Here is a 12,217-nt window from a genome sequence, read left to right as displayed (position 1 = left end):
GTGGCCCGTCTCAAGCCAGTCTAGGAGCTCGGCCACCCGTTTGGTGGTTGCACCGGGCAGGCAACGCATGAGGCTACTGGTCGGGCTCATTCTGGGACTTGCCTGATTTTCGTTTGAGAGCATTCTTCGTCCTGAGCCGAAAAACCCTGGCTGAAGAGACATAGGCACCTGCCGTCATGGAAGCGAAGGCGACCGCACCTACGGGCATCGAACCGAGTGCGAGGGCGAAGACCATCACTCCGACGCCCAACCCCATGATGGTGGCGCCAAGCAGCAGGTGCTGGACTGCCGTGCGCTTGAGCGTGGCGGTGGACAGGGCCCTCGCAAGCCGCGGGTCGCCGGCCGTCAAGGTTTGCTCGATCTCTTGGAGGATCAGTGATTCGTGCTCCGACAGTTCCATGACAAACTTCCTCCGGTTCTTGTTGCGATGTGTTGGGATCGGGACGGCAAGATCCAGGTGCCAGCCGGCAGCTGGGTTCTCAATCGCAAGGGGGAGTGGCGTGTGGCGGGTCCCTCCCTGTCCTTGGGGCATGGTGACGTCGCAGGGACCGGCCGCGTATGCGTCAGTTGTGAGTGCGCCATGGTGGGTCTGCAACCACCGTCCTGCCAGCGTGCCTGTCTTGTCACTGGAACTAATCTCCTTGTTCGAGTCCCGCACGTGTGCGGGTTACAAACATGGTCACCCCATCCCGGGCCTGAGACCACGGTCCAAAGTCCCAAGTTTTGCAGCCGGCTGTCCGCGGGAAGTGGTGCGGTGGCCCAACACGGTCTTTGGGCCCTACCAAGCGGCACGGAACAGGGAGATGATCGGATCATGACTAGTGATGAAGAACCAGGGGCAGTGTTGCCATGGAACGAAGCGTGGGAGTTGCTGCGGGGCAGCCGTTTTGGCAGGTTGGCCGTCAGCGTCGCCAACCAGCCGGACATTTTTCCGCTGAACTTTATCGCAACCACAGACAAGATATGGATCAGGACCAATCCGGGCACCAAGCTTGCAGAGATGGCGATCAATCCCTTGGTGGCCCTGGAATGCGACGAAGTAGGCGACGGGGAAGCATGGAGCATCGTGGTCAAGGGGACGGCCAGGGCGGTGGAGTCCCAGACGGAGATTGATGCTGCCGACCTGCTCCACCTTGAATCCTGGACCAGGACACGGAAATGGACCTACGTGGAGATCACCCCGGCGAGTGTCGACGGCCGAAAGTTTGTTCTCGGCGGCGAGCCTGACGGAGATTAGCGGCGGATGCGGAGCCCGGGTCGGGACGTCCATGCAAGGAAACCGCCCATGGCTCCCATTGCACCAACACCGGTGGCCAGCAGCGTGTTCTGCCAGTTTTGCAGGTGCCGGCGGTCAGCGGCCGTCAGATCACCGATGCCGCGAATAAAGGCGGCGAGAATTAGGCCGGCCACCAGCCGGTTGCCAATGCGTTCGGCCCTTGCCACAAGCGGAGTGATCTCCTCGGTGCGCAGATGCACTTCGAGGCCGTCGTCGAGTTGCTGCAACAGTCGTTCCAGCCTTTCCGGCATGTCCGCACCAAGGGCGGCGGCGTCCAGGCCGAGTTGTCTCAGCAGTGCTGGCAGCTTTCGCGGGTTGATTCGTTCAAGGGCCAACCGCCCGGCGTAGGGCTTGAGTACCTTGCCGAGGTTGAAGCCAGGGTTGAGGCCCACCCCCATGCCTTCGGTCATGATGACCATTTTTGCGAGCAGGGCAATGCTGCCAGGTAGTTGGATGTGGTGGTTTCGCAGGATGGCCAACATTTCGACGATCAGCGGTGCAAGCTGGATCTCGCCCAGACTCCGGCCCTGGTACTGCTTCATAAAAACGGCCATGTCCTGCCGGAGCCGTCCGCGGTCGGGGGCAGCCCCGTTGACGGAAAGTCCCAGCAGTGCACGGCTGATTCGTTCGGGGTCGTTGCGGCTGAAGGCGAGCAGGAGCGTGCCGAGCCGTTGGCGGAGTTGTTCATCCACCTCTCCCACCATGCCGAAGTCGATCAGGGCAATCCGGCCGTTGGACTCCACGAACAAATTCCCGGGATGCGGGTCGGCATGGAAGAAGCCGTCTTCGAAAATCATCTTGGCTGCAGCCTTGGCCGCCGTGGTGGCGAGCCGGTCCCTGTCTGCCAGGGGCAGGGAGGCAACCTGTGCGTCATCGATCCGCCGTCCGTAGATCCTCTCCATGGTCAACACCCTGGACGTGGTGGTCGCCCAATGAATTTTTGGTATGTGGATGCCGGTGTCATGGGCAAAATTTCGGGCAAACCGCTCCGCGTTCCGTCCCTCAACGAGATAGTCCAGTTCTGCCCGCAGCGTGGCGGCGAAGGTAGAGACCACGGCCTCCACGTTGTAGTCAGCCAAGGCCGCCCAGTTGCGGCTGGCGTGGTGGGCCAGATTCTGCAGTATCTCCAGATCCTCCTGGACTTGGGCAACGACTCCGGGACGGCGCACCTTCACGACGACGGAGGTGCCGTCGATCAAGGTTGCCGCGTGGGCCTGGCCGATCGAGGCACTGGCGAGCGGTGCATCCACAAAAGTGCTGAAAACAACGTCAATGCCGGCTCCCAATTCCTGTTCGACGATGATGCGGACTTGTTCCGTCGCCACGGGAGGGGCATCATCTTGAAGCCGTGCCAGCGCGGCAATGTAGGGACGGGGCAAAATATCCGGGCGTGTTGAGAGCAACTGGCCCAGCTTGATGAATGTGGGACCTAGTTCCTCCAAAGCCACAACCAGCCGTTCGGGCGTGGCCCGTGTGCCGGCCCTGCGAGGTGTGGGCCCCAGGTGCATCTGTCCGAGCCCCAGCAACGGGGCGATCTGGCCGAATCCGTGCCGGATCAAAATTTCCGCGACTTCCACGTAGCGTTCAAAATGGTTGGCCACTGCCAGCTCCAAGGGTTGATCATGTGGGCTTGGTCTAATGCCTAACAACCCAGGCGGTTGCAAGGCCAAGCCTGACTTCATGTCAGCCAGAGTATTCCGCCAATGTGGCGGACCACAGAGCCATAGGTCCCGAATACCTGGCAAGGCTTCGGAGCCGGCAATGAATTTGGTGCCGTTGGACCCTATGCACCGGTGCCGGGGCACTGCAGCATGGAAGCCAGATGGACATGGCGTCGAAGGAAGGTATCTACAGTGAGCACCAATCAGGAAATGGGCAAAATTGTCGTCGGTGTTGATGGGTCTGCCGGGTCCATTGCGGCGCTCAAGGAAGCTGCACGCATGGCAAATGCGACCGGCTCGTGGCTTGAAGTGGTGGCCTGCTGGAATGTCCCCACGTCCTTGGCCGTTCCCTATGCCTTGGGCACGGTGGAGTTCGAAGAAGGTGCCAGGCAACTTCTCCAGGCCACCGTCACCGACACCTTTGGCCAGCCACTGCCTGCCAACATGTCAACGACCTTGGTCCATGGCCAGCCACGGCAGAAGCTCATAGAAATGAGCGACGGCTCGGACATGCTTGTTGTCGGACGCAGGGGATATGGGGGCTTCGCGGGGCTCCTGCTCGGTTCGGTCAGCCAGGCCTGTGTGGCACATGCTCACTGTCCCGTGTTGGTGGTGAATACGGGCGAGGAAGCCGACAGGCCCGGGAAAGACTCGTGAGGAAAGGGCTTCGGCCGGGCTGGACATGCTTGTGGAAAGCGTGTCGGCCGGGTTATCCCGTCCCGGCGGGGCGTCGTATCCGGACAACGGCATTACCAATGCGGCCCGCTGCTGCTGGCAGTTGCCGCCATCCGTGATGGGACCGGGTCTTGGTGTCAAGCGGTTTGGCTGGCCTGCCGGGAATTGAATGCCCCCTGCCATTGGATTCCCTCAAGGGGACGCCAGCGGGCTACGCCGACGGAATGCAGAAGGCAAGGATCATGGCATGACTTTTCCCCTACTGGCCGTCATTTGTGCCGCGGCGCTGCTTGGGCCGTTGCTGGCACTGCCGCGCCAGTGGCGGGTGCCGATAGTGGTCGGGGAACTGGTGGCTGGGATTCTCATTGGCCGCTCTGGAATGAATCTGGTGGACCCGGCTGAACCGGCGTTTGTGTTTCTTGCCGACGTCGGCTTTGCCCTGGTCATGTTTGTTGCCGGCAGCCACGTACCCGTGCGCGACACTTCGCTGCGGGCCTCCCTGTCCGCGGCAGCAGTCCGGCAAGCGGCCGTCACTGTGCTGGCGGCCGTTGCTGGAATCGGGGTTGCTTTGCTGTTTGGTACAGGACAGGCGCCACTTTATGCTGTCTTGATGGCCTCGTCCTCGGCGGCAATGGTGCTGCCCATAGTCACGTCCCTGGGTCTCCGGGGTCCCCGGATTTTGGCCACAATGGCCCAGGTGGCACTGGCTGATGTCGTGGCCATTGTCGCGTTGCCGCTGGCCATGGATCCGTCGGCGGCGGGCCGGACCGCGCTGGGTGTGGCTGCCGTGTTGGCGGGCGCCGGCGTCGTCTATCTTGTTTTGAGAGAGGGTGAACGCAGGGGCACGCAGCAGCGAATCCACAGGGTGTCCGAGAAGCGGAAGTTTGCGCTGGAGCTGCGGCTGCAGTTGGTGGTCCTGTTTACCCTGTCCGGCGTGGCGGTTTGGGGTCATGTGTCCATCATGCTGGTCGGTTTCTCCTTTGGGCTGGCCGTCGCTGCCGTGGGGGAGCCCCGCCGGTTGGCCCGGCAGCTATTTGCCATTACCGAGGGCTTCCTGGGGCCCCTGTTCTTCGTCTGGCTCGGCGCCTCCCTACAGTTGCAGGCATTCGGTGGCCATCCGAGGATGATCGTGCTGGGACTGTTTTTGGGGCTGGGCGCCTTGGCAGTGCACGCCTGCATGAGACTGCTGGGACAGGACCTCGCTCTCGGCCTGCTGGCTGCCTCGCAGCTGGGAGTCCCGGTGGCAGCGGCCACCATCGGGATACAGCAAGGTTTGCTGGCGCCAGGGGAACCCGCAGCCCTCGTCCTCGGTGCACTGGTAACCATCGCGGTGGCCACGGTGGCTGCGGGCCGGTATGGCGCACATGGCCACCTTCCGGACGCAGGGACATGAGCGTTGTTCGTGGCCAAGGCTTTTGGTCCATGTCTGGCCAAAAAGCCGGCGCCGAATTGCTTGGCGGGAATCACCGGGATTGAAGTCCACCAAGCTGCCGGCTGCCGCGGGGTTGATACGGTTGCCGGAGGGCGCCAACGGGCTGCCTGCACCGGAATGGAGGGCACGATCCATGCTTGACCGGCCAGAAGACGTGGCAGCCGGCTTTGCCTCCGCTTGGAATGACGCCGACGCCGACGACCTCGCGGCGCTGTTCACCGACGATGCCGCCTTTGTCAACGTGGTGGGCCTGTGGTGGAGTACCCGCGGACAGATCAGGGACGCACACGCGTACGGCTTTGCACACATATTTCCACACTCATCCATGTCGCTGGGAAAAGTGACGGTGCGGCGCATCGGGGCCGACACCGCCGTGGTCCACGCAGCCTGGGTGGTCACCGGGCAGGTCACGCCGGACGGGAAACCGGCGGGCCGGCGCAGGGGAGTCTTCAGCTTCGTGATGGCCAAGCAGGGCGACGGCGGTTGGCTGTGTGTCAGCGCCCACAACACGGACAGGGTGCCGGGTGCGGAGACGCATGTGGCGGAGGATGGTGCGTTCACGCCTGCCAGCTACAGGCCGAAGCGGATGGGCTGACCTGACGAAAGCCGCCACTGCTACTCGACGAACAACCCTACGATCCCGCGGACGAGGAACAGCACGAGCGACAAACCCCAGGCGGCCAGCAGGGCGATGGTGGCCGGCAGTCCGAGGGCGCTGCCGGCAAGAAGTGCCCCGGCGGCGCCAAGGATGGCCAGCAGCGACATGGTGAATCGTGGCCTGCCCGGCAGGATGCCGCCACCGTCGGAGCCGAGGGCGGCGGCGATGTGCGCCACGAGGAGAAGTCCGAGACCAATCCAGGCACCGATTTTTATCACCGGACGCCAGAACGGATGCAGCTGCTCCAGTCCGGCATCCCATTCGTCGTCCTCGCTGCTGAACGGCATGGACAGGATGGCAATGGCCAGAAGTGCCAGAGCGCCGAGCCAGCTGAGGGCATACGCCGGGTAAAGCAGCGCCGGATTGCCCCCACCCGGTGTCTGCGGCATGGCGAAAAGAAATACCGCGGCCCCAGCCACAGCAGAAAGGACCGCCGCCAGGACCGTCGAAGACCACAATATTTTTATGGTTAATGCCCTGGTGGTGGTGCGCTTTCCGGCCCGTTTGTTGCTTTTGACAGCCTGGCCGCCGTTGTTGTTCTCCACACCGTCTCCTTGAAGTCCAGCTACCAGTCATACCAGAGTTGGACTCGCACCAGCACAGCAGATCAGGAAATGTGGGGCGTGCGGTGCAGGGCCGCGCCGGGCCATGGCGCTCCGCATCAGGTGGGCCGGGTCGACGTGGTGGCCGTGGTCGCCGTCGCCGGAGTCGATGCACACCCAAGTGCCGGTGAATTCGTTCCTCACCATCGAACAAGGTGACGGAACCGCCCTTGCCCAGCCCGCCGCCTGTTTGGTGACACGCCGCGAGTTTGGTCCCAACAAAAATGGCGCCGGCCGTCCCTGGCGAACATCGCGCATGCGGTGTCCTTGAGGGAGGGCCGGCGCCACAGTGCCGGATGTGGCCGGGGCCGGCTATCGGTTCTTCTTGACAGGCTTCTGCCCCGGGGCCGCCTTGGGCGCGGCCTTGGGTGCGTTGTTGGAAACAGGGCTACTGCCTGCCGTCCCGGTTGAGGTGCCGGCTGCCGCGGCAGGTCCGCCGTCGCCGCCTGCTGTGGCGTCAGAGGCGGCACCGGAGCTGGAGGCCGGCTTCGGAGCCTGGCCCGGTGTGCCTGCAGCAGCGTGAGGCGGGGTGGGCTCGGAAATCTCCGGTGCGGAATCGCCGGCATCCTTGCTCCGGTCTGCCATGAGCATGGCAATGCCGGATTGCGCCGCCGCGTCGCCGGAACCGTCCCGGGCCGTGCCTGATCCTGAGGAAGTGCCGGCTGGTTCGCCGGGTGCCTTGTCTGCCGACACGATGCCTGCATCAGCCGTGGCGCCTGCGCCAACGGCCGTGGCCTGTCCGGCACCTTCCGCAAGCTGTGCGGTTCCGCCCGCCGTGAGTGCTGCCACGGACGTGGACAGCAGGGAACTGCGGTGCCGGCGGGCGTCGGCCAGCTGGAACAGCCGCGCCCCGGCAGCCAGATCCCCCTCCTGGCGCAGGAGCGCCCCGGCAGCCATCAGTGCCTCGGCCGCCACGGCATTTTCCCGGTAGTCGAGGTAGGCTCCGGCCGCTGGTTCTGCGCTGATTTCATTGATGCGGGCACTGACGCGCTGGGCATCGTCCAGCGAGTAGCCGTGGCCCAGCTCGTAGACCCCGTGGTACAGGCGGCTGTAGTTTTCTTCTCGGAAGTCCATGGAATCGTCCAGGCGCCGCTTCAACTCGGACTGCTCGGCCGGCGACAGGTCATCAACCTCGAGACCCAGCCGGTGCGCAAATTCGCGCAGGTATGCGGCGCTGGCCAGCGGCATGCCGTCGGGTTCGCCCAAGATGGCAACTGCCGCCGGCGGTTCCTGCCCGGAAGAGGTGAAGAAGTCGAGAAATTTACGGATCAGGGTGTTCATGGAGCCTCCAGGGGATTGCGCTGCCCTTCAATCTTCCCAGCTTTGTGCCTTCGAAGCCCGCGGAGGCGTAGTGATACTTAATGCAGTTGGCTCGGAGATGGGCACGACGGCGGCCCGCCCGCCTGGGGGATGGGCTGCCACTGTGCCCGAAGGGAGCGGCTCCCGCCACGCGCGCCCGGTCCTGGGCTGCCCCTATTCCCCGAACTGGGACTCGTATCCCGCACGGGCGGCGCGGTCCACCTGTTTGACCTGGTTGGGGACCATCTGCCGGTACACGACGTCCCTCAGGGGGCGCGGAAGAATGTTGACCGCCCGGTTCAGCGGACCGATGTAGCCGGGCACAGTGACTTCGAAGCGGGGCCGTTCGAGGGTGCGCAGCACGGCGGCTGCAACGTCCGCGGGTGCCAGCTGCCTGGCGGCGCCCGTGCCTGTTCCGGCCGCCAGTTCGGTATCCACAACAGCTGGCATGATTACGGAAATCCTGACGCCGGAGCGGTGCAGTTCCGCGCGCACCGACTTAACGTAGCCCAGGACGCCGTGCTTGCTGGCCCCGTAGCTGGCCTCGCCCGGTGTGGGCAGGACCGCCGACGCCGAGGCAATCGTGATTATGTGGCCGCTGCCGCGGGCAGCCATGCCAGGGGCCACGAGCTTCACGCCGCGGATGACGCCCAAAAGGTTGACGGCAATCTGTGCGCCGGCAACGGCGTCGGGCTCGTCGTCGAATTTCCCCACCCACATGATGCCGGCGTTGTTGACCAGGATGTCGATGTCGCCCAGCTCCGACCGCGCCGTGGCAAGGAAGGCGGCATAGGAGGCCGGGCTGGTCACATCGAGTTTCAGGCCGATCACGGTGCCCCCGAGTGCCTTGGCCGTGGCGCGGACCTCGTCCAGGTTCAGGTCTCCGATGGCCACCTTGGCCCCGGCAGCGGCCAGGGCCAAGGCGATGTCGCGGCCGATGCCCCTGGCGCCGCCGGTGACTGCCGCGGTCTTCCCGGAGAGGTTGTAGCCGCCGCTCATTTCCACGCAACCGCCGGATGCTGCAGGGACGTGCCGGGGGCTTCCGCCGGCACCAGCCCGGAGCCGGCTTGCCGGCGCCCGCGCCGCCGCTCCCGCCCCAGGTCCCAGAGGTAGCGGTCGAAGTCCACCTCCATGGTGTGCCGGGGCGAGGCGTAAAACTGGCGCTTGTTGCGCCGGTGGTCGCGTTCCATCCGGACGCGGATGTCGTGCGCCGGAGGCAGCGCGCACCGCCCGGACAGGATCTCGGCAACCCAGGATGCCTGGGCCTCGGCCACCGGCATGACGGCGCCAACCGGCTGGACCAGTCCAATGAAGTACAGTCCCGGCAGGTCCGGGTGGACGGTGCGCTTCCACAGCGGCAGGTCATTGCTCTTGGCCGAGACCAGGGAAGGGTCGAAGAACGGGAAGGAGACCTTGTAGCCGGTGGCCCAGACGAGCAGGTCCGCCGGCGCCCGCGTGCCGTCGACAAACACCACCTCCCGTCCCTCAAATCGCTCGATCCCCGGATGCACGGTCACCTTGCCGGCGGCGATGCGTGCCCGGATTGAATCCGACTGCACCGGGTGCGACTGGCCTGGTTTGTGGGCTGGAACCGGCAGGCCGTAGCGGCGCAGCGGCCCGGAGGTCAGGGCGCCCATGCGCAGGCGCAGGCCCGTCACCCACCACGGCATCCAGCCGGGCAGTGCCACCTGGTCGCTGGGCTTGCCCAGAAATGATTTCCGCAGCACCCACTGGCCTCGGCGGATCGACAGGGCCACATTGTTGGCACGGAACGAACCTTCCACTGCAATGTCCATGGCGGAATTCCCGGCGCCAACCACCACCACGTCCTTCCCCTCCAGCTGTGCACCGGAGCGGTAGCTGTGGGCGTGGATCTGCTCCCCGTCGAAGGTTCCGGGGTAGCCGGGGTCCGGCCACTGCGGGTCCCAATGGTGCCCGTTGGCCACGAGGACGGCGTCGTAGCGGCCGGTGGCCTCCCCGGCGGGGCCGGCCGTGCGCACGAGCCAGCCGCCGTCGTCGTCCCGGGAAACTTCCTCCACCGAGGTGTTGAAGGTGATGGTGCGGCGGACGTTGAAATGGTCAACATACCGCTCAAAATAAGCGTGCACTAGGTCGTGCCGGGGATAGGGTGGGTAATCGGCGGGCATGGGAAAATCGGAGAACGCCATGCGGGGCCCGGAGGTGTTGATTTCCAGGGTCTCGTAGCAGGCGGACTGGCCGTTGGGGTTGTCTAGCAGCCAGTTTCCGCCGATCTCGCTGCCGCGCTCAAAGCAGTCGAAGGGGATCCCGGCGGCGTGCAGGGCCTTGGCGGCGGCGATCCCGGACGGTCCCGCGCCGATCACGGCCGTGCGTGGCAGGGATTCGTCGACGGGGACCGGTGCGGTGAGCGGATCGGCCAGGTCGCCGGGTTTTACAAGGTACGCCATGTGATAAGTATTACACTGAAAATACAGGTTTCCAATTAGTTTTTCCGCCGAAAGGAAGACCGCGCATGAGGCCAGATTTTCCCGTTGACCACGTCCTGTGGCATGGCACTGAACGCAATGTGCGGGACCAGGAACGCCGGCGCCGGCTGCTCGATGCGGCGCTGGAGCTCTACGGCACCCAAGGCTACCGCGCCACCACTGTCCATGCCGTGTGCCAGGGCGCCAGGGTTTCCACGCGCTCCTTCTACGAGCTTTATGCCGACCAGGGCGAGCTGCTGACCCAGCTTTACCACGACCTGAACAACGAGGTCCTCGCCGCCATCGCCGCCCGCACCGTGCTGCCGGCCCCGGATGCGCTCAGCGCCGTGAAGCAGTTGGTTGCCGCCGCGCTCGGGCCCATGCTGGCGGACGAACGGAAGGCGCGCGTGCTCCAGGTTGAGGTGGTCGGCGTCTCGCAGGCCCTCGCCCGGGAGCGCCGCCTCACCACGCGGCGGATGGCATCGGCCGTCGATGCGGCCTTCGAGGACATCGCCGCCGCGGGCCTGATCGACGCCGCCCCGAAGGGGCTGACCAGCCTCATCCTGATCGGGGGCATCACCGAGGCGCTCGTGCAGCGGGTGGAGACCAAACCGTCCCAGCGCGAACCCACGGCCGAATTCATTGAGCAGGTGGCCAAGGTCATCGTGCGCATGACCGGAACCTGCCCGCCTGGGTAGGCACAGCCTTTCCCAAGTTCGACGGCGGCAGGCGCCCTTCCAGCGAAGGGCGCCTGCCGCCGTCGTACTTTTTGGGAATGCCGGGATGGAAGGGCTAGGAAGCGGCCGGTGTTGTGTCCCGGGTGGCGGCCCTTGCCGCGAACCATGCGGCCACAACCGCCGCGGCGATCTCGGCCGAACGCTCGGCGGCGTCGTCGACATGCGTGGCAAAGTCGGCATTGGCTGCCGGGCCGCAGAGGTCGGAGATGCCGCGGATGGCCAGGAACGGGGCCCCGTGGACGTGGGCCGTCTGGGCGATGGCGGAGGATTCCATGTCGGTGGAGAGCACCTGGTCAAAGTGGTCCTTGATGGCCACGGCGCGTTCCTGGTCCACGAACTTGTAGCTGGAGACCATGAGCCCGCGGTGCACGGTCTCGACCAGCCGCGGCGCGGACAGGTCCACATCGAAGGCGGCGAGCAGGGCATCCGGCACAGGGTAGGAAACCGGCATGCCCGGAACCTGGCCCAGCTTGTAGCCGAAGGCCTGTGCGTCGGCGTCGGCATTGATGGTGTCGGTGCCGATGACGACGTCGCCCACGCGGACTTCATCGCCCAGGCCCCCGGCGGTGCCGGCGCTGATGACCAGCGGCAGGACGCCGTCACCGTTGGTGCGTGCGGCGTGGAGCAGTGCGGACGTGGCGGCTCCGGCGGCGTTCACCAGGCCGATCCCGCCCTGGACGAACAAGGTGCGGGCACCGCCGAGCAGGCCCGTGCGCTGGATGGAATGGCCCACCCGGACGGGGGTGCCGACGGAATCGGCGCGCTCCAGGAAGGGGGTGATTTCCTCCTCCATGGCGGCGATGATGACGACGTCTACGGCTGAGGGGGACAGGGTGCTCATGCGGTGACCTGCTCCCATTCGGCACGCTTGGCCAGGAATGCCCGGGCGGCATCCTGTGCGCCGGCGAGCGAGTGGTTGGCACCCCAGCCGCACTGGATCTCATTGGCGGCGGGCACCTCGGCGGCGCCCAGGACGTCGGTCAGGGTGGCCTCGACCAGGTCCATGACGGCGGGCAGGTCCGGCTCGCCCGCCAGGATGAGGTAATAGCCGGTCTGGCAGCCCATGGGGGAGAAGTCGATGACGGCGCCGGAGTGGTTGCGGGAGTGCTCGGCAAACAGGTGCTCCAGCGAGTGGATGGCAGCCATCTCCAGGTGTGCCGCGTTGGGCTGGGTGAAGCGCACGTCATATTTGGTAATGACATCCCCGAGCGGGAGCTGCTTGCGGTCCGCGACGCGGATGTAGGGTGCCGCCACCGTGCGGTGGTCGAGGTTGAACGACTCCACGTTCATGCGTTCGGGGTTCATGTTTTAGCCTTCAGGGGTGGGAGGTGCGGCAGGACTGTCTCCGTGCCGCCGGGCGCTGCCTTCCATTTTAGCCCTGTCCCGCGGGCGGCTGGCCTTTCGTCAACTCCGTGGCCTACTCTGGGTTGGGG

General features: G+C 65.4%; 13 protein-coding genes. 5 read left to right on the top strand and 8 right to left on the bottom strand.

Annotated features, from left to right (window positions below):
- Positions 1 to 73 precede the first annotated feature (73 nt).
- Positions 74 to 400 (bottom strand): DUF3040 domain-containing protein, encoded by a 327-nt coding sequence (locus JOF48_RS18115; protein ID WP_209683260.1) that lies wholly within the window; start codon positions 398 to 400, stop codon positions 74 to 76.
- Between the two features lie 414 nt (positions 401 to 814).
- On the opposite strand from JOF48_RS18115, the gene JOF48_RS18110 reads away from it, so the two are divergent.
- Complete coding sequence (locus JOF48_RS18110; RefSeq protein ID WP_209683257.1) at positions 815 to 1,237, top strand: pyridoxamine 5'-phosphate oxidase family protein; 423 nt, start codon at positions 815 to 817, stop codon at positions 1,235 to 1,237.
- On the opposite strand, the gene JOF48_RS18105 is transcribed toward JOF48_RS18110, so the two are convergent.
- Complete coding sequence (locus tag JOF48_RS18105; protein ID WP_342591298.1) at positions 1,234 to 2,877, bottom strand: ABC1 kinase family protein; 1,644 nt, start codon at positions 2,875 to 2,877, stop codon at positions 1,234 to 1,236. The genes JOF48_RS18110 and JOF48_RS18105 overlap by 4 nt on opposite strands.
- 252 nt (positions 2,878 to 3,129) lie before the next feature.
- On the opposite strand from JOF48_RS18105, the gene JOF48_RS18100 reads away from it, so the two are divergent.
- The 3 genes from JOF48_RS18100 (at position 3,130) to JOF48_RS18090 (ending at position 5,639) form a co-directional block, all read left to right on the top strand.
- Positions 3,130 to 3,594, top strand: a complete 465-nt coding sequence (locus JOF48_RS18100) for a universal stress protein (protein WP_342591297.1) — start codon at positions 3,130 to 3,132, stop codon at positions 3,592 to 3,594.
- A gap of 265 nt (positions 3,595 to 3,859) precedes the next feature.
- Complete coding sequence (locus tag JOF48_RS18095) at positions 3,860 to 5,005, top strand: cation:proton antiporter (protein ID WP_209683251.1); 1,146 nt, start codon at positions 3,860 to 3,862, stop codon at positions 5,003 to 5,005.
- A 172-nt stretch (positions 5,006 to 5,177) separates the two neighbouring features.
- Positions 5,178 to 5,639, top strand: a complete 462-nt coding sequence (locus tag JOF48_RS18090) for a YybH family protein (protein ID WP_209683248.1) — start codon at positions 5,178 to 5,180, stop codon at positions 5,637 to 5,639.
- Positions 5,640 to 5,659: 20 nt separating this feature from the next.
- On the opposite strand, the gene JOF48_RS18085 is transcribed toward JOF48_RS18090, so the two are convergent.
- From JOF48_RS18085 to JOF48_RS18070, 4 genes are all read right to left on the bottom strand, one after another.
- Complete coding sequence (locus JOF48_RS18085; protein WP_209683245.1) at positions 5,660 to 6,091, bottom strand: hypothetical protein; 432 nt, start codon at positions 6,089 to 6,091, stop codon at positions 5,660 to 5,662.
- A 525-nt stretch (positions 6,092 to 6,616) separates the two neighbouring features.
- The gene (locus JOF48_RS18080; protein ID WP_209683242.1) at positions 6,617 to 7,585 is read right to left on the bottom strand and encodes a hypothetical protein; all 969 of its coding nucleotides are present in this window, start codon (positions 7,583 to 7,585) and stop codon (positions 6,617 to 6,619) included.
- 192 nt (positions 7,586 to 7,777) lie between these two features.
- On the bottom strand, positions 7,778 to 8,602 hold the full coding sequence (locus tag JOF48_RS18075; RefSeq protein WP_209684747.1) for an SDR family oxidoreductase: 825 nt from the start codon (positions 8,600 to 8,602) through the stop codon (positions 7,778 to 7,780).
- On the bottom strand, positions 8,599 to 10,029 hold the full coding sequence (locus tag JOF48_RS18070; protein WP_209683238.1) for a flavin-containing monooxygenase: 1,431 nt from the start codon (positions 10,027 to 10,029) through the stop codon (positions 8,599 to 8,601). The genes JOF48_RS18075 and JOF48_RS18070 overlap by 4 nt, the downstream gene beginning before the upstream one ends.
- 65 nt (positions 10,030 to 10,094) lie before the next feature.
- On the opposite strand from JOF48_RS18070, the gene JOF48_RS18065 reads away from it, so the two are divergent.
- Positions 10,095 to 10,745 (top strand): TetR/AcrR family transcriptional regulator, encoded by a 651-nt coding sequence (locus JOF48_RS18065; RefSeq protein WP_209683235.1) that lies wholly within the window; start codon positions 10,095 to 10,097, stop codon positions 10,743 to 10,745.
- Positions 10,746 to 10,839: 94 nt separating this feature from the next.
- Here JOF48_RS18065 and mtnN read toward each other — a convergent pair whose 3' ends face one another.
- Entirely contained in the window at positions 10,840 to 11,625 is a 786-nt protein-coding gene (gene mtnN, locus JOF48_RS18060) for a 5'-methylthioadenosine/S-adenosylhomocysteine nucleosidase (protein WP_209683233.1), read from the bottom strand.
- Entirely contained in the window at positions 11,622 to 12,089 is a 468-nt protein-coding gene (locus JOF48_RS18055) for an S-ribosylhomocysteine lyase (protein ID WP_209683230.1), read from the bottom strand. The genes mtnN and JOF48_RS18055 overlap by 4 nt, the downstream gene beginning before the upstream one ends.
- Positions 12,090 to 12,217 lie beyond the last annotated feature (128 nt).

Source organism: Arthrobacter stackebrandtii, assembly GCF_017876675.1.
Taxonomy (GTDB): domain Bacteria; phylum Actinomycetota; class Actinomycetes; order Actinomycetales; family Micrococcaceae; genus Specibacter; species Specibacter stackebrandtii.
The sequence above is the reverse complement of the archived record's forward strand: the minus strand, read 5'-3'. Positions and strand labels throughout refer to the sequence as shown.